Annotated in this window: 27 protein-coding genes; 13 read left to right on the top strand and 14 right to left on the bottom strand. The window is 71.7% G+C overall.

Going from position 1 to position 24,243, the window contains the following annotated elements; genetic code table 11:
• Positions 1–145: 145 nt before the first annotated feature.
• From JK364_RS06905 to JK364_RS06885, 5 genes are read left to right on the top strand one after another with little or no spacing between them, the layout of a single operon-like run.
• Positions 146–1,738 carry a sensor histidine kinase gene (locus JK364_RS06905; protein ID WP_201848425.1) on the top strand — a complete coding sequence of 531 codons (1,593 nt, stop codon included), beginning with the start codon at positions 146–148 and terminating at the stop codon, positions 1,736–1,738.
• Positions 1,731–2,150 (top strand): roadblock/LC7 domain-containing protein, encoded by a 420-nt coding sequence (locus tag JK364_RS06900; RefSeq protein ID WP_198274062.1) that lies wholly within the window; start codon positions 1,731–1,733, stop codon positions 2,148–2,150. The genes JK364_RS06905 and JK364_RS06900 overlap by 8 nt, the downstream gene beginning before the upstream one ends.
• Complete coding sequence (locus JK364_RS06895; protein ID WP_201848423.1) at positions 2,147–2,509, top strand: DUF742 domain-containing protein; 363 nt, start codon at positions 2,147–2,149, stop codon at positions 2,507–2,509. The genes JK364_RS06900 and JK364_RS06895 overlap by 4 nt, the downstream gene beginning before the upstream one ends.
• Positions 2,490–3,113 carry a GTP-binding protein gene (locus JK364_RS06890; RefSeq protein ID WP_201848421.1) on the top strand — a complete coding sequence of 208 codons (624 nt, stop codon included), beginning with the start codon at positions 2,490–2,492 and terminating at the stop codon, positions 3,111–3,113. Before JK364_RS06895 ends, JK364_RS06890 begins: the two co-directional genes overlap by 20 nt.
• On the top strand, positions 3,110–4,603 hold the full coding sequence (locus tag JK364_RS06885; protein ID WP_201848419.1) for a cytochrome P450: 1,494 nt from the start codon (positions 3,110–3,112) through the stop codon (positions 4,601–4,603). The genes JK364_RS06890 and JK364_RS06885 overlap by 4 nt, the downstream gene beginning before the upstream one ends.
• Positions 4,604–4,606: 3 nt before the next feature.
• On the opposite strand, the gene JK364_RS06880 is transcribed toward JK364_RS06885, so the two are convergent.
• The 5 genes from JK364_RS06880 to JK364_RS06860 form a co-directional block, all read right to left on the bottom strand.
• Positions 4,607–4,762: a hypothetical protein gene (locus JK364_RS06880; RefSeq protein WP_020866563.1), complete on the bottom strand. Its 156-nt coding sequence runs from the start codon at positions 4,760–4,762 to the stop codon at positions 4,607–4,609.
• Positions 4,763–4,922: 160 nt separating this feature from the next.
• The gene (locus tag JK364_RS06875; RefSeq protein ID WP_201848417.1) at positions 4,923–5,873 is read right to left on the bottom strand and encodes a cytochrome c oxidase assembly protein; all 951 of its coding nucleotides are present in this window, start codon (positions 5,871–5,873) and stop codon (positions 4,923–4,925) included.
• A 60-nt stretch (positions 5,874–5,933) separates the two neighbouring features.
• A complete protein-coding gene (locus JK364_RS06870) occupies positions 5,934–6,959 on the bottom strand; it encodes a 6-phosphofructokinase (protein ID WP_201848414.1) in 1,026 nt (341 codons plus the stop codon).
• Between the two features lie 177 nt (positions 6,960–7,136).
• Positions 7,137–7,874 carry a type 1 glutamine amidotransferase gene (locus JK364_RS06865; RefSeq protein ID WP_201848412.1) on the bottom strand — a complete coding sequence of 246 codons (738 nt, stop codon included), beginning with the start codon at positions 7,872–7,874 and terminating at the stop codon, positions 7,137–7,139.
• Positions 7,875–7,897: 23 nt separating this feature from the next.
• Positions 7,898–9,136 (bottom strand): Mur ligase family protein, encoded by a 1,239-nt coding sequence (locus tag JK364_RS06860; protein ID WP_201848410.1) that lies wholly within the window; start codon positions 9,134–9,136, stop codon positions 7,898–7,900.
• Positions 9,137–9,326: 190 nt separating this feature from the next.
• Here JK364_RS06860 and def point away from each other — a divergent pair, with 190 nt between their 5' ends.
• A complete protein-coding gene (gene def / locus JK364_RS06855; protein WP_201848409.1) occupies positions 9,327–9,893 on the top strand; it encodes a peptide deformylase in 567 nt (188 codons plus the stop codon).
• Positions 9,894–10,097: 204 nt separating this feature from the next.
• Here def and JK364_RS06850 read toward each other — a convergent pair whose 3' ends face one another.
• Complete coding sequence (locus JK364_RS06850; RefSeq protein WP_201848407.1) at positions 10,098–10,754, bottom strand: TetR/AcrR family transcriptional regulator; 657 nt, start codon at positions 10,752–10,754, stop codon at positions 10,098–10,100.
• Positions 10,755–10,947: 193 nt separating this feature from the next.
• On the opposite strand from JK364_RS06850, the gene JK364_RS06845 reads away from it, so the two are divergent.
• A complete protein-coding gene (locus tag JK364_RS06845; protein WP_201848405.1) occupies positions 10,948–12,174 on the top strand; it encodes an acyl-CoA dehydrogenase family protein in 1,227 nt (408 codons plus the stop codon).
• Between the two features lie 166 nt (positions 12,175–12,340).
• Here the strand turns inward: JK364_RS06845 and uppS are convergent, their stop codons facing one another.
• From uppS to JK364_RS06820, 5 genes are all read right to left on the bottom strand, one after another.
• On the bottom strand, positions 12,341–13,132 hold the full coding sequence (gene uppS / locus JK364_RS06840) for a polyprenyl diphosphate synthase (RefSeq protein WP_230991342.1): 792 nt from the start codon (positions 13,130–13,132) through the stop codon (positions 12,341–12,343).
• 128 nt (positions 13,133–13,260) lie between these two features.
• Positions 13,261–14,073 carry an SAM-dependent methyltransferase gene (locus JK364_RS06835; protein WP_201848401.1) on the bottom strand — a complete coding sequence of 271 codons (813 nt, stop codon included), beginning with the start codon at positions 14,071–14,073 and terminating at the stop codon, positions 13,261–13,263.
• A gap of 66 nt (positions 14,074–14,139) precedes the next feature.
• Complete coding sequence (locus JK364_RS06830) at positions 14,140–14,742, bottom strand: hypothetical protein (protein ID WP_201848399.1); 603 nt, start codon at positions 14,740–14,742, stop codon at positions 14,140–14,142.
• A 204-nt stretch (positions 14,743–14,946) separates the two neighbouring features.
• Positions 14,947–15,186 (bottom strand): DUF397 domain-containing protein, encoded by a 240-nt coding sequence (locus JK364_RS06825; protein ID WP_201848397.1) that lies wholly within the window; start codon positions 15,184–15,186, stop codon positions 14,947–14,949.
• 1 nt (position 15,187) lies between these two features.
• Positions 15,188–16,054: a Sco1979 family transcriptional regulator gene (locus JK364_RS06820; RefSeq protein ID WP_201848395.1), complete on the bottom strand. Its 867-nt coding sequence runs from the start codon at positions 16,052–16,054 to the stop codon at positions 15,188–15,190.
• A 319-nt stretch (positions 16,055–16,373) separates the two neighbouring features.
• Here JK364_RS06820 and JK364_RS06815 point away from each other — a divergent pair, with 319 nt between their 5' ends.
• On the top strand, positions 16,374–17,735 hold the full coding sequence (locus JK364_RS06815) for an NsdA family TPR-like regulatory protein (RefSeq protein ID WP_372461914.1): 1,362 nt from the start codon (positions 16,374–16,376) through the stop codon (positions 17,733–17,735).
• Positions 17,736–17,850: 115 nt separating this feature from the next.
• Here the strand turns inward: JK364_RS06815 and JK364_RS06810 are convergent, their stop codons facing one another.
• Positions 17,851–18,666, bottom strand: coding sequence for an SDR family NAD(P)-dependent oxidoreductase (locus JK364_RS06810; RefSeq protein WP_201848969.1), 816 nt, complete (start codon positions 18,664–18,666; stop codon positions 17,851–17,853).
• Positions 18,667–19,240: 574 nt separating this feature from the next.
• Here JK364_RS06810 and JK364_RS06805 point away from each other — a divergent pair.
• The 4 genes from JK364_RS06805 to JK364_RS06790 all read left to right on the top strand — a co-directional run bounded on the left by JK364_RS06805 (position 19,241) and on the right by JK364_RS06790 (position 21,972).
• Positions 19,241–19,666 carry an ATP-binding protein gene (locus JK364_RS06805; RefSeq protein WP_307841173.1) on the top strand — a complete coding sequence of 142 codons (426 nt, stop codon included), beginning with the start codon at positions 19,241–19,243 and terminating at the stop codon, positions 19,664–19,666.
• Positions 19,663–20,175: a hypothetical protein gene (locus JK364_RS06800; protein WP_201848389.1), complete on the top strand. Its 513-nt coding sequence runs from the start codon at positions 19,663–19,665 to the stop codon at positions 20,173–20,175. The genes JK364_RS06805 and JK364_RS06800 overlap by 4 nt, the downstream gene beginning before the upstream one ends.
• Positions 20,176–20,914: 739 nt before the next feature.
• Positions 20,915–21,736: a helix-turn-helix domain-containing protein gene (locus JK364_RS06795; RefSeq protein WP_201848388.1), complete on the top strand. Its 822-nt coding sequence runs from the start codon at positions 20,915–20,917 to the stop codon at positions 21,734–21,736.
• Positions 21,733–21,972, top strand: a complete 240-nt coding sequence (locus tag JK364_RS06790; protein WP_201848386.1) for a DUF397 domain-containing protein — start codon at positions 21,733–21,735, stop codon at positions 21,970–21,972. Before JK364_RS06795 ends, JK364_RS06790 begins: the two co-directional genes overlap by 4 nt.
• 64 nt (positions 21,973–22,036) lie before the next feature.
• Here JK364_RS06790 and JK364_RS06785 read toward each other — a convergent pair whose 3' ends face one another.
• On the bottom strand, positions 22,037–22,714 hold the full coding sequence (locus JK364_RS06785; RefSeq protein WP_230991340.1) for a Rossmann-fold NAD(P)-binding domain-containing protein: 678 nt from the start codon (positions 22,712–22,714) through the stop codon (positions 22,037–22,039).
• Positions 22,715–22,987: 273 nt separating this feature from the next.
• The gene (locus JK364_RS06780; protein WP_201848384.1) at positions 22,988–23,410 is read right to left on the bottom strand and encodes a nuclear transport factor 2 family protein; all 423 of its coding nucleotides are present in this window, start codon (positions 23,408–23,410) and stop codon (positions 22,988–22,990) included.
• A 100-nt stretch (positions 23,411–23,510) separates the two neighbouring features.
• Here JK364_RS06780 and JK364_RS06775 point away from each other — a divergent pair, with 100 nt between their 5' ends.
• Positions 23,511–24,122 (top strand): TetR/AcrR family transcriptional regulator, encoded by a 612-nt coding sequence (locus JK364_RS06775; protein WP_201848382.1) that lies wholly within the window; start codon positions 23,511–23,513, stop codon positions 24,120–24,122.
• Positions 24,123–24,243: the final 121 nt, after the last annotated feature.

Raw genomic sequence — 24,243 nt, 5'->3', positions numbered from 1 at the left:
TTTGAATTCACCGTGATGCATTCCGAAGAAAAAAGCATCTTCGATTCATGTGACGGTGAAACCGCTATGCTCCAGGGCCCATGACGGGCTGGTTCATCGCCCGCATTTCGCACTCATTTTCTCTTCGCTGTTTTTAAGGATGCCCATGGTTTTCGCCGGCACCTCATCCGGAGGCGGCAGCTCACCCGGAGGCCGACGGCCCGCCTCCACGCTCGTATGGGTCATCCCTCCCGCCGCGATGGCGTTCTGCGCGGCGCTGGCCGTCGCCGTGGTCCCGTCCGGGGCGCGGGCCACGGTCGCCTGGTGCGGAGTGGCGGCGACGCTCGCGGTGGCCTTCGCGGCGGCCGAGGCGATGCGCCGCGGCCGGCTGATCAGCACGCTGCGCACCCGGCTCGCCGCCCAGGAGGCCGAGTCCCGGCAGCGCCTGGCGGCCCAGGAGGCGGAGATCCGGCGGCTGACCCGGGAGGTGCTCCCCGCGACGGTGGCCCGGCTGCGGCGCGGCGCCATGGTGCACGAGGCGATGAAGGACGTCGACTACGCGCCCCGTCTCGACCCGGACTTCGACGCCGCCCACGAGCAACTGCTGCGGTGGGTGCTGGACACCGTGCGGACCGAGGAGGACCTGAGGGACGCGGCCCAGCGGGCCTTCGTCAACATCGCCCGCCGGGTGCAGGCCATCGTCCACCAACAGGCCCAGGACATGCGGGAGATGGAGGACAAGCACGGCGCCGACCCGGACGTCTTCGAGGATCTGCTCCACCTGGACCACGGCAACGCCCTCATCGGCCGGCTGGCGGACTCCATCGCGGTCCTGGGCGGCTCCCGGCCGGGCCGCCAGTGGCAGAAGGAGGTGCCGCTGTTCAACGTCTGCCGCGGCGCCATGTCCCGCATCCTCGAGTACGAGCGGGTGGATCTGCACTCGGTGGCGGACGTCGCCATCGTCGGCCCCTCGGTGGAGCCGCTGATCCACGCCCTGGCCGAACTGCTGGACAACGCCACCCGCTACTCGCCGCCCAAGACCCGGGTGCACCTGACCGCGATCGAGGTCCAGTCCGGGGTCGCGATCGAGATCGAGGACGCCGGGGTGGGCCTGTCGGAGGAGGCGCGCAGACGCACCGACGCGGTGCTGCTCCAGGCGGCCACCGGATTCGACCTCAACGACCTGGGCGAGACACCGAGGCTCGGCCTGGCCGTGGTCGGCAGGCTCGCCGTGCGGTACCGGTTCCAGATCTCGCTGCGGCCCTCGGCGTACGGCGGGGTGCGCGCGGTGCTGATCGTACCGCAGGACATCATCTGCCCCACCCCCGCGCCCGGCGGCGCGATCGCCCGCGCGGCCAAACTGCCCCCGCCCAAGCCCATCAAGCGGGCCACCCCGCTGCCGTCGCCCACCCGCACCGGCCCGCTGGCGCAGGGCCGCCCCGGCCCCGGCTTCCGGCAGAACGGCGCCGGACTCCCGCAGCGCCGCCGCCGGATGCCCATGGTCGCCCCGGCCCCCCAGTCGTTCCGTGTCGACTCCGCGCCCCCGGCGGCGCCCGCCCCGCCCCGTGAACCGGCCCAGCAGCCGGTACAGCCGGGGATCTGGCTGGACGCCTTCACCAAGGGGCTCAACGGCGAGCCGATCCCGGCGGCGGACGCCGCCACGGACGCGCCGGACCCCCGGACGTCCCCCAGCGCCCCGGACAGCTCGAGCACCCCGAACACCCCGCACACTCAGAACACGTCGGACAAGGATGAGTAGGCAAGTGACGCAACCGCGGTTCAACATGGACTGGATGCTCCGGGACCTGGCGTCCAGCGTTCCGGAGACCCGGCACGTGGTCCTGCTGTCCTCGGACGGCCTGTGCATGGCCCAGGTGGGCACGGACAAGGACACCGCCGACCGCCTGGCCGCCGCCTGCGCCGGGCTGCAGAGCCTCTCCGGCGCGATCGCCGCCGAATTCCCCGACGGGGACGGCCGGATGCGGCTGGTCGTCATCGAGGTCGACGGCGGGTTCTTCTATCTGATGGCGGCCGGTACCAGCTCCTATCTGGCGGTGCTCGCCGAGGACAGCGTGGACGCCGGGCTGATGGGCCAGTGCATGAGAGATCTCGTCGCCCGGCTCGGGGAGCACCTCAGCAGCCCGCCGCGGGTCGACGGACGCGTGACATGAGCGAGCCCGGCAAGCCGTGGGACGAGGGCGGCCCGGAGCGGCTCTACACGGTCAGCCGCGGCCGTGCCCCGCAGGAACCCCGGCACCGGCCCGTCGAACTCGTCAGCCTCATCGTGGCGCGCGCCGAACCGGAGCCGGGGATGGCACCCGAGGCCGCGGCCGTGCTGAGGATGTGCCAGTTCCCGCTCTCGGTGGCCGAGATCTCCGCGTATCTGGTCCTGCCCGTCTCCACCGTCACCGTGCTCCTCGCGGGGCTGCTGCGGGACGACCGGGTGGAGGCCAGGGCGCCGGTCCCGGCCGCCGTGCTGCCCGACCCCGACCTGCTGCAGGCGGTGATGCATGGACTACAGAACCTCTGAGGGAATCGCCGGACCGCGCAGCGAGGACAACCTCCCCGCCTCCGCGGCCGCCGCCGTCAAGGTCGTGATCGTCGGCGGCTTCGGCGTCGGCAAGACCACCATGGTCGGCTCGGTGAGCGAGATCCGCCCGCTGACCACCGAGGAGACCATGACCCAGGCCGGGGTCGGCGTGGACGACATCGCCGGGATCGAGCGCAAGACCGAGACCACCGTCGCGATGGACTTCGGCCGGATCAGCCTCAACGAACGGCTGGTGCTCTATCTGTTCGGCACCCCCGGCCAGGAGCGGTTCTGGTTCCTGTGGAACGGCCTCTTCGAGGGCGCCCTGGGCGCCGTGGTCCTGATCGACACCCGCCGTCTGGAGGTCAGCTTCGACGCGGTCGGGCGGCTCGAGGAGCGCGGGGTGCCGTTCGTGATCGCGGTCAACGCGTTCCCCGAGGCCCCCGTCCACTCCATGGCGGACCTGCGCGCGGCCATGGACCTGCCCGACACCGTACCGATGATCGACTGCGATGCCCGCGACCGGACCTCCAGCCGCGACACCCTCCTCGCCCTCGTACGCCATCTGCAATCCCTCCACACCGTGACCCCGGAGACACCGTGACTCCTCATCCCGACGACCCCGGCACCGGGCCCGCCGATCCGCCGCCCACCCGGTGCCCCGTCCACACCGTGCTCTCCGACGGAGACGCCGGTCTGGTGGACCTCCTCGGGCCCGAGAACGAGAAGGACCCGATGGGGCTGTACGAGCGGCTGCGCGCCGAGCACGGCCCGGTGGCCCCGATCGTGCTCGACGGTGGCATACCGGCCTGGCTGCTGCTGGGCTACCGCGAGAACCTGGAGGTCTCCCGCACCCCCTCCCGCTTCTCCCGCGACTCCCGCCACTGGCACGCCTGGAAGGACGGCGGGATCGCCGCCGACTCGCCCCTGCTGCCGGTGGTCGGCTGGCAGCCCATGTGCACCTTCGCCGACGGTGACGAGCACGAGCGGCTGCGGGCCGCGCTCACCGAGTCCATGGGGCGCTTCGACCGCCGCGGGATCCGCCGCCATGTCACCCGCTTCACCCACCAGCTGGTGAACGACTTCTGCGCCGACGGGGGCGCGGAAATGGTCACCGCCTTCGCCCAGCAGCTGCCCATGCTCGTCCTCACCCAACTGCTGGGCATGCCCGACGAGTACGGCCCACGGCTGGTGGAGGCCACCCGGGACCTGATGAAGGGCACCGAGACGGCCCTGCGCAGCGACGCGTACGTCACCGACGCCCTCAAGGGCCTGGTGGACCGCAAGCGCGCCGAACCCGGTGAGGACCTGGCGTCCTGGCTGCTGGCCCACCCCTCCGGCCTCACCGAGGAGGAGGTGGTCCAGCATCTGCGGCTGGTGCTGCTCACCGGCAACGAGACCACCACCAATCTGATGGCCAACACGCTGCGCATGGTCCTCACCGACCCGCGGTTCCGCGCCTCCCTGGCCGGCGGCCATATGACGCTGCCGGACGCCATCGAGCACGTGCTGTGGAACGAGCCCCCGCTCACGGTCGTCCCCGGCCGCTGGGCCACCGGGGACACCGAGCTGGGCGGTCAGCGGATCAAGGCCGGGGACATGCTGCTGCTGGGGCTGGCCGCCGGGAACGTCGACCCGGCCATCCGCCCCGACATCGCCGCGCCCATGTACGGCAACCGGTCCCATCTCGCCTTCAGCGGCGGCCCCCATGAATGCCCGGGGCAGGACATCGGCCGGGCCATCACGGACACCGCCATCGACACCCTGCTGCTGCGCCTGCCCGATCTGCGGCTGGCCGTGGACGAGACCGAGCTGACCTGGCTCTCGTCCTGGATCTCCCGCCATCTCGTGGAGCTGCCGGTGGAGTTCATGCCCCGGCGCCCCGAGCCGGACATCATGGACCTCCCCGTCGAGGCCCTCCTGTCCCCTCGGCGGCGGATGCCCTCGCTGCCCGAGGAGGCGTCGGCCCCGGCCCCCGTCCGGTCCGGCCCCGAGGCGCCGGCCCCCGGGCGCGTCCCATGGTGGGCGGCGTTATGGCGGTGGCTGCTGGGCAGGGACTCGGAATCCGCTCCGAAGGGGTCCTCCGCCCGGTAGAGATCAGCCCCGGGCCACCACGACCCCCACGGTCAGCAGTCCGAGCACCACCCAGCTGAACCAGAGCCAGCCGTTGCTCCCCAGAGCCACGGTGTAGGCCGTCACCAGCACCAGACCCCCCACCGTGGCCACCGTCATCGCCTTCGCGGAACCGGGCATCCCCGACCTCCTCACGGCGGTCCCGACGCCCCTTCGCCAGGACCCGGGCCCACCCAGGGCCCGGGTCCATGGTCTCGCGGTCCGGGCCCGGCCGCTACGGGGTGTCCGGCGGGTCTTTATGCGGCTCCGCCGCGTGGCAGGGGCTTCGCCCCTGGACCCCTCACTGGCTCCGGGACTGGAGCGAGGCCAGATAGGCGTTGTACGCCGCGAGCTCCTGGTCGCCGTCCCGGTCCGCGGTGCGGTCGATGCGCCGCGCCTGGCGCTGCTCGGACTTGTACCACTGGTAGACCAGCGCCACCAGCACGATCACCGACGGGATCTCGCTGAAGGCCCAGGCGATACCGCCCGCCCAGGTCTGGTCCGACAGCGCGTCGATGCCCAGCGAGGCGGGCGGGTGCTTGTACGTGCCGACCATGGGCTCGGACGCCATCATCAGCGCGATGCCGAAGAACGCGTGGAACGGCATGCCCGCGAACAGCTCCAGCATCCGCATCACATAGCCGGGCCGGTGCGGGCCCGGGTCCACGCCCATGATCGGCCAGAAGAAGACCAGGCCCACCGCGAGGAAGTGGACCATCATCGCGATATGCCCGGCCTTGCTCTCCATCAGGAAGTCGAAGAGCGACGTGAAGTACAGCGCGTACAGGCTCGCGATGAACAGCGGGATGGTGAACGCCGGGTGGGTGATGATCCGCATATAGCGGCTGTGCAACAGCGCGACCAGCAGCTCCCGGGGCCCCTTGCGGCCGCGCCCGGCCGCCGGGAGGGCCCGCAATGTCAGCGTGACCGGCGCGCCCAGCAGCAGCAGGATCGGCGAGACCATGCTGATGATCATGTGCTGCACCATATGGACGCTGAACATGACCATGCCGTAGTCATTCAGCTTGGTGCACATCGCGACCGCGATGGTCAGCACCCCGAGCACGAAGGAGACCACGCGCCCCACCGGCCAGGCGTCACCGCGCCGCCGCAGCCGGACGACGCCCCAGCCGTAAAGACCGAGCGCCAGCACACAGCCGACCAGGAAGAACGGATCGCCGCCGAACTCCAGCCCGCGCGACAGCGTGAACGGCGGCAGATCCATCATCATGCCGTGCCCGCCGTGATCCATGAGCAAGTTCTCCTCCCGGTGCGCACGAAATGTGCTCGCACCAGCCTAGAACCGCTCAGATCACAGCACGCACTCGGCCTCGGCATACCGCTCGGTGGGGACCGTCTTCAGCCGCTCCACGGCCGTCGCGAGCGGCACCAGGGTGATGTCCGTGCCGCGCAGCGCCGTGATCGTGCCGAATTCGCCGCGGTGGACCGCCTCGACCGCGTGCCAGCCGAAGCGGGTGGCCAGCACCCTGTCGTACGCCGTCGGGGTGCCACCGCGCTGCACATGGCCCAGGATGACCGCCCGCGCCTCCTTGCCGAGCCGCCGCTCGAGCTCCACGGAGAGGTGGCGGGCGATGCCCGCGAAGCGCTCATGGCCGTAGACGTCCTTGCCGCCGGCCTCGTAGTCCATCGTGCCCTCGCGCGGCTTGGCGCCCTCGGCCACCACCACGATCGCGAACTTCTTGCCCGCCTCGAACCGCGCCCCGACGGCCCCGGCCAGCTCCTCGATGTCGAACGGGCGCTCCGGGACGACGATGGCGTGGGCGCCCGCGGCCATGCCCGAGTGCAGCGCGATCCAGCCGGTGTGCCGCCCCATGACCTCGACGATCAGCACCCGCTGATGGGACTCCGCGGTGGTCTTGAGCCGGTCCAGGGCCTCGGTGGCGACCCCGACCGCGGTGTCGAAGCCGAAGGTCACATCGGTCGAGGCGATGTCGTTGTCGATGGTCTTGGGCACGCCGACGATCGGCAGTCCGGCGTCCGAGAGCAGCCGGGCGGCCTTGAGCGTGCCCTCCCCGCCGATGGGGATGACCGCGTCCAGGCCGAGCTCCGCCACATGCCCCTTGGCCCGCTCCACGCCGTCCCGCAGATGCTCGGGGCGTACCCGGGTGGAGCCGAGGATGGTGCCGCCGAGGGCCAGGATGCCGCTCACGGCGTCCAGGTCGAGCTTGCGGTAGTCGCACTCCAGCAGGCCCTTCCAGCCGTCCTGGAAGCCGATCACCTCATCGCCGTGGTCGACGGTGGCGCGGTGGACGACTGACCTGATGACCGCGTTCAGGCCGGGGCAGTCGCCGCCGGACGTGAGCACACCAATGCGCATGGCACGCATACCTCTGTCTGAGATGGGGGCCGACGGCCGGACCGCGTCGTCCGGCGGGACCCCGCCACCCTACAAGCGGGCGGGCGGCGGGGGCGCGGTTGCCGGCCTGATGTCCGCCATGCGGTCACCCTGCGTTCGCACGGCGTCTGAGCTGCGCTCGAGCGAGCGGGGTGCGGCTCAGGCGGGCTGGGTCGCCGCCGCGATCCGCTCGTTGCGCAGCGCCTCGTACCACTGGTCGTTGACCGGCGGCAGCGCGTTCACATCGAGGGCCAGCTTCAGCAGGTGGTCCGCGATGTGCGGGTTGCGGGCCATCACCGGGCCGTGCATGTACGTGCCGAAGACGGTGTCGCTGTACGCGCCCTCGAAGCCGTCCCCGGTGCCGTTTCCGTTGCCGAACCGGACCCGGGCGAAGGGGCGGGCGGTCGGGCCCAGGTGGGTGACGCCCTGGTGGTTCTCGAAGCCGGTCAGCGGGGGCAGCGCCAGCCGCTCGTCGATGTCGGCCAGCACGTCCCCGACGCACCGGGCGCCCTCGCCGCGGGTGCTGACCACGTCCAGCAGGCCCAGGCCCTGCTGGCGCTGGCCGAGGTCGTTGACGAACTCATGGCCGAGGATCTGGTACCCGGCGCACACCGAGAAGACGATCGCCCCGTTGGCCACCGCCCGGTTCAGCCCGCCGTCCCGCATCAGCCGCTCGGCGGCCAGCCGCTGCGGGCGGTCCTCGCCGCCGCCGATCAGATAGACGTCCCCTGAGGTGGGGATCTGCTGGTCGGAGCGGACGTCCAGGCGGGAGACCTCCAGCCCGCGCTGCCGCGCCCGGCGCTCCACCACCAGGACGTTGCCCTGGTCGCCGTACGTGCTCAGCAGGTCGGGGTAGACCCACACCAGACGCAGGCCGTTCTGGCTCGTGCTACGCATCTTCGTGCCTCTCGTACGGGGGGTCAGTTGCCGACCCGGCGGCGCAGGTCCTGGAACGCGGTGTAGTTGGCGATCACCTCGATGCGGCCGGGCGGGGAGATCCGCACCGCCTCGTCCGCGTCCGCGCAGACCCGGAAGTCCAGCCCGGCGACCTCCAGGCGCACCGCGAGGTCCAGCTTGCGGTCGCCGATCAGGCAGATCGGGTGTCCGGCGAGCCGGGGGTAGTCCACGTCCCAGAGCCAGGAGGTGTCGGTGCCGTCGGCGCCGCGCGCGTTCACCGAGAGGATCACCGGGGTGGGCGGCGGGTCGATCAGCGAGAAGGTCTCCAGCCAGCCGGCCGGGTTCTTCGCCAGCAGCAGCCGCAGCTGGCGCTCCTGGAAGGTGACCACGTCATACCGGCCGGCCACGGCCTGGACCTGGTACATCCGCTCCAGCGCGACCTGCGGGGGCACCCCGAAGGTGGCGGCGACGGCGGCCGAAGTGGCCGCGTTGGCCTTGTTGGCGCGGCCGGGGAGCTGGAGGTGGATGGGCCAGGCGGCGCCGTGCGGGTCGAGGACGTAGTCGCCGTTCAGCGCCCAGCTGGGCACCGGGCGGCGGAAGCCGCACTCCCCGCAGACCCAGTCGTCGCCCGGGCGCTGCAGCACACCGCCGCAGGACGGGCAGGACCAGGCGTCGTCCTTCCACTCCTGCCCGGCCGCGACCCACACCACATTGGGGCTGGAGGAGGCGGCCCAGACAATCAGCGGGTCGTCGGCGTTGGCGATCACGACCGCCTTGCTGCCGGTCAGGCCCTCGCGCCACTTCTCGGCGAGCATCCGGGTCTCGGCGGCGCGGTCGAGCTGGTCACGGGAGAGGTTGAGGAGCGCGATGGCCTTGGGCTCGGTGTCGCGCGCCACACCGGCGAGGTACTTCTCATCGACCTCGATGACGCCGTAGCGGGCATCGGAGCCGCCCGCCAGGGCCGAGGTGATACCGGCCGGCATATTGGCGCCCAGCGCGTTGGAGACGACCGGGCCGGCCGCCCGCAGCGCCTCGGCGATGAGCCGGGTGGTCGTGGTCTTGCCGTTGGTCGCCGACACCAGGATGACGTCCAGGTGCTGCGCCAGCCTGCTCAGCAGATCGGGGTCGAGGCGCAGGGCCACCTTGCCGCCGATCACCGATCCGCTGCCGCGGCCCGCGGCCTTCGATACCGCCGCCGCGGCCTTGCCCGCCGTCACGGCCAGCTTGGCCCGCGGTGACAGCGGCTCCGAGTTGCCTGCCATCGTCTTCTCGATCCTCCTCGCATACCGGCGCCGCTCCTGCCCCCCGAGGCGCCGGTGGTATGCCCCCTCCGCGCCGCATCGCCAGCCGGGAGGCCACGGTCGGAGAGCAGCCTATCGAGATCCGGCGGCTGTCCCGAATTCCGCCCGCGCGCGTGGGGCACACCTCACCGGCGCCGTAGGCTTTGCTGCCATGCGACATGGCGTGATCCCGGGCAGCCGCGGAGCGGTGCGGCCCCTGCGGCTTTTCGGCGATCCGGCGCTGCGCGCGCCGTGCGAGGAGGTCACCGCGTTCGACGCCGAGCTGGCCCTGCTGATCGAGGACATGTACGCGACGATGTACGCGGCCCACGGGGTGGGCCTCGCGGCCAATCAGATCGGTGTGGGGCTGCGGGTCTTCGTCTTCGACTGCCCGGACGACGAGGACCACCGCCATCTGGGGCATGTCGTCAACCCCCGGCCGGTCGCGGCCGACGGGGTGACGGTGCGCGGGCCGGAGGGCTGTCTGTCGCTGCCGGGCGTCGAGGCGGGCACCTCGCGCTACGACCATGTGGTGATCGAGGGCGTGACGATGACCGGGGAGCCGGTGCGGATCGAGGGCACGGGCTTCTTCGCGCGCTGTCTGCAGCACGAGTGCGACCATCTGGACGGCGGGCTGTTCATCGACCGGCTGACCGGGCTGCGGCGGCGCCGGGCGCTGCGGGCGATCCGCCGCGCCCCCTGGGCGCCGTCGCCGGGCACCGAGACTGTGGGGGCGTAGGGACCTGTGGGGCGTCCGCCGCGTGGCGGGGGCCTCGCCCCAGACCTCGGGGTCTGGGGCGCAGCCCCGCCTTCCAGCCCCTCCGGCGATTGAGGAGGCCCGCCGCAGGCGGCACGACCCGTCGGCACCTCCCCGGGGCGCAGGGCCCGTTCGAGCCGGGGCACCAGCGGGCTTACGGGCGGGCCGCGAGCGATATGCGGGGTCTCAGAACCCCGGTGCGCCGACCCGGTCGTCCGCCAGCGACAGCCGCCCCCACAGCAGATCGGTGAGATGGCGCACCAACTGGTCGCGTGCGCAGGGCCGGTCGCGCAGCCACCAGTCACCGGCCGCGTGCATCATGCCGACGATCCCATGGCCCCAGACCCGGGCCACCTCGGCGCCGCCGGGGCCCAGCTCCACCCGCTCGGCGATCACCGTGGCCAGCTCCTCGCCGAGCCGCCGCAGCAGCGGGGCGGAGTGGTGGCCCACGTCGAAGGTCTGCTCCGGCTCCTGCTGGCCGTGGTCGGCCGGGTGCATCAGGAAGCGGTACACCTGGGGCCGCGCCTCGATCGCCGCCAGATAGGTGTCCAGCGTGGCCTCCACGCGCTGCCGGCGGTCGTCGGCGGGCGCGTCCAGGGCCGCGCGCAGCGAGGCGAGCAGGGCGTCGGTGTGGCGCTTGGCGAGCGCGCGGTACAGTCCGCCCTTGTCGCCGAAGTGGCGGTACAGAATGGGCTTGGTGATACCCGCTTCGGCGGCGATGGCGTTCATCGAGGCCTCTGGCCCGTCGCGCAGTACCACCCGGTCCGCGGCCTCCAGCAGCTCCTTGCGCCTCTGCTGGGCCGTCTGTCGCTGGTCGTCCCGCTGGCTGGTCCCGGTCCGCATGCGTTGCCTCCCCGCCCCCGATGTCGTACTCGCGCCTTACGCACCTCGCGCTTCCCGGCGCGATCGCGCTCCGCGCTCTGCGCAACGTAACACCCGAGCGGGGAGCGGGGCCCGTGTGCCCGGGGGAGTTGACATTGCCTACTGGGCGGTAACAGACTGCTGTTACCGCAGGTAACAAGCACGTGGAGGGGTCATGGCGGAGTTCTCGTTCGAGCTCGACGACGATCAGAAGGCGGTGCGCGACTGGATCCACGGCTTCGCCGCGGACGTCATGCGCCCGGCCGCCGCCGAATGGGACGAGCGCGAGGAGACCCCCTGGCCGATTATCCAGGAGGCCGCCAAGATCGGCCTGTACTCCCTGGACTTCTACGCCCAGCAGTACTTCGACCCCACGGGCCTCGGCATCCCCATGACCATGGAGGAGCTGTTCTGGGGCGACGCGGGCATCGCCCTGTCCATCGTCGGCACCGGCCTCGCCGCCGTCGGCGTCCTCGCCAACGGCACCGAGGAGCAGATCGGCACCTGGATCCCGCAGATGTACGGCGACGCCGACGATGTGAAGGTCGCCGCCTTCTGCTCCTCCGAGCCCGACGCGGGCTCCGACGTCGGCTCGATGCGCACCCGCGCCGTCTACGACGAGGCCAAGGACGAATGGGTGCTGGGCGGCACCAAGACCTGGGCCACCAACGGCGGTATCGCCAACGTCCATGTGGTGGTCGCGGTCGTCGACCCCGACCTAGGCTCCAAGGGCCACGCCTCGTTCATCATCCCGCCCGGCACCCCCGGTCTCTCCCAGGGCCAGAAGTTCAAGAAGCACGGCATCCGCGCCTCGCACACCGCCGAGGTGGTGCTCGACCAGGTGCGGGTGCCCGGCAGCTGCCTGCTCGGGGGCAAGGAGAAGCTGGACGAACGCCTCGCACGCGCCCGGGAGAGGGCCAAGTCGGGCGGGGAGCGGCTGAAGAACGCCGCCATGGCCACCTTCGAGGCGTCCCGCCCGGCCGTCGGCGCCATGGCGGTCGGCACCGCCCGCGCCGCGTACGAGGTCGCGCTGGACTACGCCAAGACCCGGCAGCAGTTCGGCCGCCCCATCATCGACAACCAGGGCGTCGCCTTCCAGCTCGCCGACATGCGCACCCGGATCGACGCCGCGCGGCTGATGGTGTGGCGCGCCTCGTGGATGGCCGTGAGCGGCCGGCCCTTCGAGTCGGCCGAGGGCTCCATGTCCAAGCTGTTCGCCAGTGAGACCGCCAAGCAGGTCACCGCCCAGGCGGTGCAGATCCTCGGCGGCAACGGCTTCACCCGCGAGTACCCGGTCGAGCGGATGCACCGCGACGCCGCCATTTATACGATCTTCGAGGGCACCAGCGAGATCCAGCGCCTGGTCATCGCCCGCACCCTCTCCGGCGTCCAGATCCGCTAAGTGCTCCGCTGGAAGTGCCGCGATGCGTCGTCGGCCGACTGCGGCGCCGTCGTGGCTGGTCGCGCCCACGCGGCGGAGCCGCACATCGACACAGCCCCGCGCCCCTTCGGGGCGCTGCCCGATCCGTAGCGGACTTCCTCCGACCTGCTCAGGAGCGGCGGGCGTGTCAGACGGGGCCGACGCCCGCGCCAAAACGCCGCTTCCGGGCCCCGAACGCGGTCAGCAGGGCGCGGAGCTCCTCACCCGTGAAGTCGGGCCACAGGGTGTCCACGAAGAAGAGCTCCGCGTAGGCCGCCCGCCAGAGCATGAAGTTGGAGATGCGCTGCTCCCCGGAGGTGCGCACCAGCATGTCGATGTCCGGCAGATCGGCGTGCGGCAGATGGCGGGTGAACAGGGCCTCGTCGATGAGCCCGGGGTCCAGCGCGCCGTCCGCCGAGGCGCGGGCCAGCGAGGTGGCGGCGCGGGCGATCTCCTCCCGGCCGCCGTGGTTGAAGCAGAAGGCCAGGGTCATGGCGCGGTTGTCGCGGGTGTCGTCCTCCGCGCGGCGGAGCGCGGTCAGCGTGGCCCGGGGGAGCCGGGCCTCCGAACCCAGCCAGCGCAGCCGCACCCCTCGCTCTCCGTAGCCGCGGAAGACGTCCGCGAGCTGGGCGGTGAGCCGCATCAGGGCGGCCACCTCGGCGCGCGGCCGGTTCCAGTTCTCGGTGGAGAAGAAGAACAGCGACAGGTGTTCGATGCCCTCCTCCAGAGCCGTGTCCACCACCCGCGGCAGCGCGAGCACCCCCGCCTGATGCCCCCGGGTGCGGGAGAGGCCGCGCAGGGCGGCCCAGCGGCCGTTGCCGTCCATGATGATGGCCAGGTGCCGCGGCCGACCCGGCGCCTCGTCCTGGTCGCGGCGCTGCCGTACGACGACGGGGGCACCGGCGACCGACGCCCGCAGCAGCCGCTTGACGGAGGGCATTCTCCAGGCCCCGACCTCGAACACCCGCGCGTCCCTCCGCCTCGCTTCCCGGCGCCGTGTCTGACGACGCGACGGGGGCGGGGGTTACCTCCCCGGTGGCCGAACCATTCGTTTGGTCGTCACCGACGTCACGGCTTGCGCGCCACGCCCCCGTGGACATCGGTGGTCTCGATGTCCGTCTCGGAGGGGGCCGGGCGCCACAGCGGACACGACACGATACCGGGCTCGATCAGCTCCAGGCCCTCGTAGAAGCGGCTGATCTGCTCGACGCTGCGCAGCACGTACGGCACGGCGCCGGTGTCGTCGTAGCCCTGCTGGGCCTGCTTGAGCGCCTGGTCGGTGTCGGTGCTGTCGTAGTGCACGAAGTAGCTGCCGGACGGTAAGGCGGCCTGGAGCCGCCGCACGATCGACACCGACTCGTCGTAGTTCTGGATGTGGCCGAGGATGCCCATCAGCATCAGGGCGATGGGCCGGTCGAAGTCGAGTGTCTTCGACGCGGCCTCCAGGATCCGCTCGGGCTCGTGCAGATCGGCGTCGATGTAGTCGGTCACCCCCTCGCGGGTGCTGGTGAGCAGCGCCTGGGCGTGCCGGAGCACCAGGGGGTCGTTGTCCACGTAGACGATGCGGGCCTCGGGCGCCACCCGCTGGGCCACCTGGTGGGTGTTGTCGTAGGTGGGCAGCCCGGTGCCGATGTCCAGGAACTGCCGGATCCCGCACTCGCCCGCCACATGGGTGACGGTGCGGATGAGGTACGCGCGCGAGGCGCGGGCCATGGTCTCGATGTTCGGGGCGACCTCCCGGTACTCGTCACCGGCGATCCGGTCGACCTCGTAGTTGTCCTTGCCGCCCATCCAGTAGTTCCAGATCCGGGCCGAATGCGGCACGGTGGTGTCGAGCTTGGTGATGGCCAGCTGGTCGGGGGTGGACGAGCCGTCTGTCATAGCGCCAGTCTCCTGCCGTGCGGATGCGATTCGCGGGGCACCAACTTAGGGCCGGCGCCGGGGAGTTCAGCTCTGCTCGGCGAATGGCACGGGGGACCGGATGCGCGGGAAGGGCCGGGCGAACGAGGCCACCGGGGGCTCCGGCGCCGCCGCGCCGTGGCCCGGATCCGGGTCAGGACCGCCGGCGGAGACCGGCCGCTCCTCGACGGTGAGGATCGGGGCGTGCTCGGCGAGGGTGGAAAAGGCGTGGTCATAGCCGGTGACCGCGGCGTCGATCTCCGCGAGGGCCGCCGCCGAGGCGCCGCGCGCGGCCAGCCGGTCCTCCAGCACATGCACCGGGGCGGTCACATGGACGAAGGCGCCGTGGCGCTCGGCCACCGCCTCCGCGAAGTCGAACGCCTGAATCCACGTCACCCGGGAGTGGCCACGGCGCAGCGGCCCGTAGACGAGCTCGCCGACCAGCGCGGCGTCGACCGCGAGGGCGCCGTCGTGCTGGAGGAGTTCGCGGTACGGCCGGACCGGGTCGACATGGGGGAGGTCCCGGGAGGCGCGGGTGACGGTGTAGCCGTGCCGGCGGGCCAGACCGGTCAGCAGCGCGTCCCTGCCGACTCCGTCACAGCCCTCGACGATCAGGGTGCGGTGCTGTGTCACCGCGTGGTCGAGGTTCATTACGGCATCCTGTCGGTCCCATGGGCTCTGCACATCTGTAAGGGGGACGACACCGCCGCCCGCCACGGCGTCTTCAGTGTGCGTGGCGGGACGGCGGGGACGGGAGTGCGGTGCGGGGTTGTGCGGTTGTGCGGGCGTAGTGGTTTTCGGGGAGTTTCGGGAAACCGGCCGTGGCCGGCCCGCTCTAGCCGTGGCCGGCCCGCTCTAGGCGATGAGGAAGTCCGCTTCGCCGGCCTTCGCCGCCTCCAGGAAGGACGCCACCTCCGCGCGGGTGTAGATCAGCGCGGGCCCGGCCGGGTCGGTGGACTGGCGCAGCGCGATCCGCCCGTCCGGCAGTCGCTTGGCCTCGATGCAGGTGCCGCCGTTGGACCCGCTCCAGGGCTTCTGCCAGCCCTCCGTGCCCAGGTCCGTAGCCGGCATTCCGGTGTAGACGGGGTCGTGCATCTCAGTGCTCCTTACGCAGTTCGGCCAGGATGGTGCTGCTGTCGCCGATCGGCTCGGCCTGGACCGCCATCCGGTCCAGGACCTCGAGATAGGCGACGACTTCGGCCGGCTTGTCCACGTAGACCGCCCCGGTGAGGCTCTCGGTGTAGACGACGTCCGGCAGTTCGGAGAATCCGAAGCGGAAGTAGTGGAAGGGGCCGAAGGCCCCGGGGTGCGGCCCCGCCGCGAACCGCATGATCTGCAGCCTGACCTTGGGGATGTCCAAGGTGTCGATGAGGTGGTCGATCTGGTCGCGCATGATCCGCGAGCCGCCGACCGGGCGGTGCAGCACCGTCTCGTCGAGGATGGCCCAGATGGTCGGCGCGTCCGACTTGGTGAGCAGGCTCTGGCGCTTGACCCGCAGGGCGATCCGGCGCTCCAGCTCCTCGTCGGTGTCGCGCGGGAAGCCCATGCGTAGCACCGCTCGTGCGTAGTCCTCCGTCTGGAGCAGCCCGGGGACGTAGTGGGGCTCGTACGCGCGAATGACGGTGGCCTCACTTTCGAGGCTTACGTAAACACTGAACCAGTCCGGAAGCACATCGCGGAACTGATGCCACCAGCCCGGCTGGTTGGCCTCGCGTGCCAGAGCGAGGAAATCATCCATCTCCGGACCGCGGACGCCGTAGTTCCGCAGCAGTTCCTTGAGATACGGGATCTTGAGGCCGACTTCCGCCTTTTCCATCCTGCGCACGGTCAACGGGGTGACCTCGATGGCTTTCGCGGCTTCCTCGAACGACACCTTCGCCCGCTCGCGCAGATGCCGCAGACGCTTGCCCAGGACTCTCCGTAAGACGGTGGGGGCGGCGCCGGCCGGCCGTGCCTCGCTCACGTCCGCCTCCCGTAGGAATGGCTGTCATATGCCTGCACAGTGTGCCACGCGATGGATGACACAGACAGAGCGAGCGGAGCGGTTTGAAATTATCAGAACGAAGGTTGCGGGGTGACGGCTTCGCCACGCATAGTGAGCACGTGACCCATCTCACCCTCCATGGCGAGGGCTCCCAACCACCTATGTCCACAACGTCGTTGAGGCCCCCGGCTGACCGGTGGGCCGCGAACGACGGGGATCCCGCAGACCGCCGTGGCTCGACACAGGGACGGTCACGGTGACGCATCACGCACAGCCGGTAAGCGGGCGCCAAGGCGCCGTGTCCAACGGCGCGTTGGCCGCCGCTCTGAAGGAATCCGGGTGCTCCTACGCCTCATTGGCCCTGCGGGTCAATGAACTGGGCCGTAGGCAGGGGCGCGAGTCGAACTACGACAAGGCGTCCGTCACCCGCTGGCTGCAAGGCGGACAGCCGCGCGGCACCACGCCGGAGCTGATCGCCGCCGTGCTCTCCCACCGGCTCGGCAGGCCCGTGGGCCCCGCCGAGCTGGGGTTCATCTCCGACCGACAGCGTCCGGTCGTGGCCCGCGCGCTGGCCTACCGGGAGGACGTAGCAGAAACCTTGCACACGCTCGCCGAACTCGGCTCCACCGACATATCCCGCCGCAGCCTGCTGGGTGCGGTGCCCTTCGTCGCCGGCGCGCTGGTGACCCCACAGCGTGAATGGCTGCTGTGGCTGGTCGAGAACCAGGACACCGCCCGGCTAGCACCCGCGGCCGAAGGCGGCCGCGTCGAACAGGTCCACGCGGCGATCAACATGTTCGACGAGATGGACAATCGCTTCGGCGGCGGCCAGGTCCGCGCCAGCATCGTGCTCTATCTGTCGACCGAGGTCGTCCCCATGCTCCAGCAGCGCGGCGCGCCACCGCAGGAGCGCCGCCAGCTGTTCACCGCGGCCGCCAAGCTGGCCGCGATGGCCGGCTGGAGCAGCTATGACAACGCCGAATACGGCTTGGCCCAGCGCTATATGACCCAGGCGCTGCGGCTGTGCGCCGAGGGCGGCGACCGGGTCCTGGGCGGTCAGATCCTGGCCGGCCTGTCCCATCTGGCGACCAACCTGGGCCAGCCCGAGGCGGGGGTCGAGTTGGCCCGGGTCGGTGTCGCCACCGCCAAGCACGCCGGAAGCCCGCTCGGGCTGATGCGGCTGCACGCCATGGCCGCCCGTGGCTACGCCGCACTGGACCAGCCCCGCGAGACGTCCAAGTCGCTGCGCACGGCCGAGGCCCAACTGGACGCCAGCCAGGGGCCCGAGCAGGAGTCGCCCTGGGTGCGCTTCCTCGACCACCACTATCTGGCCGCCGAGGCGGCGCTGTGCTTCCGCGACCTGGGGAACGCCACGGACGCCGAGCACGCCGCCGCCGAATCCGTGCGCGCCAACGCCGAGCGGCGCCGGCGCCAGGCCATCAGCAGATCCGTGCTGGCCACGGCCTACCTCCAGCAGAACCGGCTGGACGAGGCCGTGGGCACCGCGGGCGAGGCGCTCGACACGCTCAGCGGGGTGCACAGCGAGCGCTCGATCCAGGCGCTGCGCGACTTCCGCACCCGGTTGCGGCCGCACCGCGGGGAGCCCGTGGTCAGGGAGTTCGAGCAGCGCTCCCGGACCGTGCTCGGCGTGGCCGCCTGAGGCATCCGGCCCTGGGGCCTCGCCCCGCCGGTGCCTTGAGTGAGGTCTCCGGCCGCTCCGTGTGGGCGGCCGGTGGCGTGTCCGGAGCGCCTCCGCTCGGGGGAGCGCCGGGGGGTCAATAGCCTCCCGGCGTGGGGGCGTTCTGGGCCCGGTCAACGGGCAGATGCGCACCGGAGACCCCGCTCGCGGCGTCCGAGAGCAGGAACGCCACGACCTGGGCGACCTCTCGCGGGGTGACCAGTTCACCGCGCGGCAGCTCGGCCGTGAACCGGGCGTAGGCCTCGGGCTCTTCGGTGCGCATCCGGTCCCACCGCTTCCCGGGGATCAGCATGGACCCCGGGGAGACGGCGTTCACCCGGATTCCGTCCGGGCCCAGCTCACGGGCGAGTGAGGCCGCGAGATGGATCTGGGCGGCCTTGGCCGCCCCGTACTGCGCCTGCGGCCCCGGCTTCCAGCCGGAGATGGAGGCGATCACCACCACGGAGCCGCCGCCCGCCCGGCGCAGATGCGGCACCGCGGCCTTCACCAGCCGGGCGGTATGACCGACGTTCATCTCCCAGGTCAGCGACCAGTCCTGGGGACCGGCGTCCTCGATACCGCGGCCGCGGGCGCCACCGGCGCAGGCCACCACGCCGTCAAGACCGCTGAAACGTATCCCCGCCGCATCCACGAACCGCTCCAGCAACTCCGGCTCGGTGACGTCCAGGGCTCGGGTGAACGGCTCCCCGTACCCCTCGGCGCTCAGGGACGCGGTGAGGGACCGCAGGTGCTCCGGGGTCCGCGCACACGTGGCCAACCGCGCCCCGCCGGCGGCCAGGAGCCGTACGATCTGTTCCCCCAGCCCCCGGGAGCCCCCGGTCACCAGGACGCGTCTGCCGTCCACACCGGACCGTCCCCCCGGGCCGGGCCGCCCCTCGCGGCCCTCGCTCACGCTTGCCACGTCCGGACCGTACAGCCCGAACCACTACGCCCGTACAACCGGACAACCCCCATGCCCTCTCGCCCGCCGGCCGGTCCAACCGTTTGTCTACATGAACGGCGACCGATGGCGCTTTGCGCTGCCTTCGAAGGAGGAACCATGCCGGTAACCGGCACTCACCGCGACCGGGCCGTCTCCGTCCGTGGCAGCTGGTCCAGGCGGGTCGGGTGGGGTGTGCGCACCACCTGTCACCTGCTCAGATGCCACGCCGTCGGTCGCCAGAATGCGCTTACCCGCTCACCGGAACATCAATCACCCCATGTGCCCGTATGCCAGCAGAGTCCACAGACCGATGAGGACCGTGAGGACCGACACCGTGAGCCGATCCTGTCCAGGACTGTCGCACCGGCCGGCGTCGGCCGATGAGGAGGGCGAGACGATGGGCCCCAGCCGTGGCCTTGCGGTCTCCGCGGACCGCCCGCGAACCGATCCGGTTACCGGGCGGGCCGCCGCGCCGAGAACCGCGCCGGCCGACGGCCCGGCCGCCCCGGCGATCCCCGTCCCCTGCTCCGGAGGGGAGAGGACGGTGATCCCGCTGGACACCCGCCGGCTCTTCCGGGCGGAGTTCCCCGCCCTGCCCGACCGCGCCGCCGCGGTGCGCCGGATGGTCGCCGGACATCTGCGCGACTGGCGGCTCGGCGCGATCGTGGACCATGTCGTCCTCGCCACCAACGAACTGTTCGCCAACGCCGTGGAGCACGGCAGCTCCGGTCCCGCCGACACCGTCACCATCACCGTCTCGCTGGAACGCTTCGGCCGTGAGCTGCGGGTGGAGGTGGCCGACGGCTCGCCGGTGATCCCGGTCGCCCGCAAGCCGGAGCCCACCGAGGAATCCGGTCGGGGGCTGGCCATCGTCGAGGACCTGGCGGCCGACTGGGGCACCGAGCCGCCCGACCCCGGAGTCCGGGGGAAGAAGGTGTGGTTCACCCTGCCGCTGGTGGCCACCTCATGAGCGCGTGGGCGCGGGGGGAGCGCCGGATGCGGGTCACCGTGGAGACCGACGCGGCCGAATGGCTGCTGGCCGCGAGCGACGACCCCGGGCGGGTGCGGCTCCAGTGGGCCAGCGGCACCGGCCTCGCCGATCTGCCGGTGGGCCCGGTCTTCGACCTGGTGCGGATGTGCGACGACATCGGCACCGCGGTGGTCCAGGCGCTGCAGCGGCGCGACGCGGCGGGACCGGTGATGCTGGCCACCGCCAGCCATGTGCTCTCCTTCCTCGTGCCGCCCGGATCCGCGGCCGAGTGGAAGGTCTGGCTGGCCGGGACGGCCCACGCCCGCCGCCGCACGGTGGCCGCGGCCGGGCCGGGCCGGGTGCTGCGCTGCCCCAGGCCCGGCTGCGTACGGCAGGGCCATGTCTGGCTGATCCGGCCCGGCGGCCCCCTCACCGACAGCCGCACCCTGCGCGCCGCCCTCCAGGAGGCCATCGACCGCCCCGGCCTCCCGGGTGCGCTGTTCCGCTGAGCGCTCCGCGGGAAGTGCCGCGAGGTGCCGTCGATCGTCCGCGGCGCCGTCGTGGCTGGTCCCACGCGGCGGAGCCGCCCATCGACACTGGGTGGGAAGGTGCGGGGAGGGGAGCAGCGCGCCGCAGGCGTCACGTTCCGTCGGACACCCCGTAGCGGCCCGCCGGAGCCGAGTGGCTTTTCGCTCGCGCATCGCCGTACGTTCGCGCGTCGCGGCCGAGGCGGTCCAGGGGGCGTGAGATCTGCGGCATGTCCTGGAGTGAGCGTCGGGGCCGTTTGTCGTTGGTTGTCTGCGGCGCCGTTTCGCGCCTTCGGCGCATTTGAGCATGGGGGCGGCAGGTGGGGGGCGCGGGCCGCGTCGCCGGCCGCCGGGCCGGTGGGAGGTCGGGCCCGGTGGCGGCTTCCGCAGTCGGGGGCTTGGGCCGACGCCGGACGACTCTGCCGGGGGTGGGGTACTCCTCTGGAGATTGCTTGACTTATTAGTTGCGCCAGATCAAGTGTTTTTGAGAGAGGTACCCGGAGGGGCCGCATCGTCCGGCCCGCAGTCCGGATCGACCCCGGCCCGCGAGCCCGGATGCCGCCACTCGCCCCGCCCCCACGTCGTGACTTTCCGCGTTCATGCTCCCACTGTCAGTGCAGGCGGCTACCTTCACCAGTAACAGAGCGTTGGCTGCGGCGACCGGCAACTCTGGTCGAACGCAGGTTGATTGGCGTTGAGAGTTGTTGAGGGGGTGGCCCGCGTGGCCCAGTCGAAGAAGAAGGACTCCGCTCCGCCGACCGTGCAGTACTTCGCCGCTGTCCTGCGGCTTCTGCGGGAACGGGCGGGGCTGACCCAGGACGAGTTGGGTGCGCTGATGAACTACACCGGGTCGGCGGTGAGCGCCGTCGAGACATGCGCGAAGCCGCCGACCGACGAGTTTATCGACGCGGCCGAGAAGGCACTGGACGCGGGCGGGTTGCTTCGTTCCGCGATCAAGTACTTGCGGCTTGAGCGCTACCCGGTGTACTTCCAGGGCTTCGTTCAGCTTGAGCAGGAGGCGGCGGCTGTCTCGTCGTACTGCACACAGGTCATCGACGGTCTGCTGCAAACGAAGGACTACGCCCGCGCGTTGCTCAAGAGCGCCTATCCGCCGTTCGAGGAAGAAGAGCTTGAGCAACTTGTAGAGGCCCGTATCGACCGCAGGGCGCTACTGACTCGCAAGCCCATGGCACTGATCCACACCATCATCGACGAGGCTGCGCTACGACGAGAGATCGGCGGTTCAGAGGTCACGCGGGCCCAACTCAGGCACCTCATCGAGTACGCGCAACTGCCGAACGTGACGATCCAGGTCATGCCCCTAAGCCGCGCCGAACACGCTGGCCTGCTCGGCCCGATGAAGCTGATCGAGACCCCCGACGCGGCCACCCTTGGCTACATGGAGAGCAACGGCGAGAGCACGTTGGTGTCCAAGCCGGACCGGGTGAGTCCCCTGGCCCGCCGCTATGCAATGATGCGCACGCAGGCCCTCGGGCCAGAGGAATCCCAAAACTTCATCGAGCAGCTGATGGGTGAGAGATGACCGATCACCTGGCGTGGTTCAAGAGCAGCTACAGCGACGCGGGCGGGGGCGACTGCGTCGAGGTCGCCTACGACTGGCACAAGTCGAGCTACAGCGACGCGGGCGGCGGCCAGTGCGTCGAGGTCGCCACCACCCCCACCACCGTCCACATACGGGACTCCAAGAACCCCGACGGCCCCCGCCTCCACATAGCCGCCACCGCCTGGGCGGACTTCCTGGCCTTCGCGGCCCGCTGAGCCCGGCCGCTCCGGGGTGTCCGGCGGATTTTTCCCCTACCCGGACCGGGGTCTAGACGAACGTCTAGGCCGCCGACGGCGGGGCGAACGCGGCGCGGTGTGCCTCGGCGAAGGCGCGGAACGAGCGGGGAGCGCGCCCGGTGACCCGTTCGACGGTGTCCGTCGTACGGTCCTCCGCGCCGTGCCGGATGTCCTCGTCGAGCCCGGCGAGAAACGCGGCGTACTCCGGCGGCATCCCTGTCGCCTTCAGCCTCTCGACCAACTCCCCGGTCTCCACCGCGACATGGCGGACCGGCCGCCCGGAGACCTCCGCCAGGATGCGCGCCGCCTCCGGGTAACCGAGCGCTTCCGGGCCGGTGATGACGTGGTCCGTGTTGTGCGGACGGTCGTCCAGCAGGGCCCGGGTGGCGACGGCGGCGATGTCCGTCGCGTCGACGAAGGCCACCCTGCCGTCCCCGGTGGCGGTGACGATCTCGCCGTCGCCGCGGACGGCCTGGGCCGCCGGATGGTCACCGGTGAAGTTCTGCATGAACCACGAGGGCCGCAGCACCGCCCACTCGGGCACGGTCCGCCGCACCAGCGTGTGCAGCGCGCCGAGGCCGGTGTCCGACTCGTCGACCGCGGACGAGCTCAGCAGCACCGCCCGCCGTACGCCCTGGGCGACCGCCGTCTTCAGGAACGGCTCGACCACGGACAGCGGCTCGGCCACCCCCAGGGGCGCGACGAGGTAGAGCCGGTCCACGCCGCGCAGCGCCGCCGCGTGGCCGGCCGGGTCGTGCCAGTCGAACCGTACGGCGTCGGCCGCGCCCGCCGCGCCCGCGGCCTCGGGCCGCCGGGTGGCGGCCCGCGCCCGCCGCGCCCGCGGCCTCGGGCCGCCGGGTGGCGGCCCGCGCCCGCCGCGCCCGCGGCCTCGGGCCGCCGGGTGGCGGCCCGCGCCCGCGCGCCCTCCGCGCGCACCATCCGCAGCACCCTGGAGCCGGTGTTCCCGGTGGCGCCGAGGACCAGAACGGTGGGTTCAGCCATGGGTCCGGCCCTCCTCGGAACCGGAGCTCATCTCGTTGAGCATCAGCGGATTCCAGTAGTCACGGTACGAGGCGATCTCGCCGTCGCGGACGGTGATGACGGCGACGTAGCCGGGGCGGAGCGGGCGGCCGGTTCCGACGGCCACGGCGTCCATCGAGAACTCCACGATGAGCACGCCGGGGTCCTCGGTGAGATGGACGACCTCGTGCGCGACGGCGCGCAGATCGATGTGGTCGGTGTAGTCCCGCACGTATGCGCGCACGGCCTCACGCCCCTCCAGCAGGCGCGGCCGGCCGGGCGGGGCGAAGGGGAACTCCATGGTGCCGTCCACGGCCCACAGATCGGCGAATCCCATCATGTCGTGGCCGAGCAGCAGCTCCTTCGCCCGCTCGAACACCTTGACGCGGTCGTCCATGACGTATCTCTCCTCAATCAATAGGACGGGACGGTACCGTCCCGTCCGCACAGCATAGAACGAGACGGTACCGTCCCGTCCATCTGTTAACCTCGGAGTCATGCCGGAGCCCGTCCGGCGCCCTCCGAGCGGCGCCGCCACCCTGCGCGCGGACAAGACCGCGGCCATCTCCGAAGCCGTCCTCGACGAGCTCGCCGAGCAGGGCTACGGCCGGTTGTCGATGGAGGCCGTGGCCAAACGGGCCGGGGTGGGCAAGAGCGCCCTGTACCGGCGGTGGCCCTCGAAACAGCGGATGGTCATCGCGGTCGTGTCCGAGCTGAGCGTCGCCCTGGTCGAGCCGCCCGACACCGGATCCCTGCGCGGCGATGTGCTGGCCGGGCTGCACGCGGTGGCCGACTGGCTGACCCATCCGCGGTTCTCCCGCATCCTGCCGGACCTGATCGCCGAGGCGCAGCGCGACGAGGAGCTGAGCCGGGCCCTGGCCCGCTGCGTCGGCGAGCCGCGGCGCGCCCGGATGACCGATGCGCTGGACCGGGCGGTCGAGCGCGGTGAGCTGCCGCCGGACCTCGACCGCGAGCTGGCGCTGGATCTGCTCGGCGGGCTGGTGTACTGGCGGGTCTCGGCCCGTGGCGCGCCCCTGGAGCCCGGCTACTTCGAGCGCGCCGCCGATATGGCGCTGCGGGCCCTGGACGCCCGGCCGCGCGGGGCCTGACGGCCGCGGCGCCCACCGGGTGCGTGCGGGGCGCCTCCTCCGGATGGGGCCGGAGAACAGGGCATGGCGGGGCGCGGCCCCGCATCATCGCTTTTGACGAGCGATGGTGAGCCGCCGCACG

Source organism: Streptomyces endocoffeicus (assembly GCF_016741935.1).
GTDB lineage: Bacteria > Actinomycetota > Actinomycetes > Streptomycetales > Streptomycetaceae > Streptomyces > Streptomyces endocoffeicus.
Note: the sequence above shows the minus strand (reverse complement) of the source record. Positions and strands in the feature narration are given on the sequence as shown.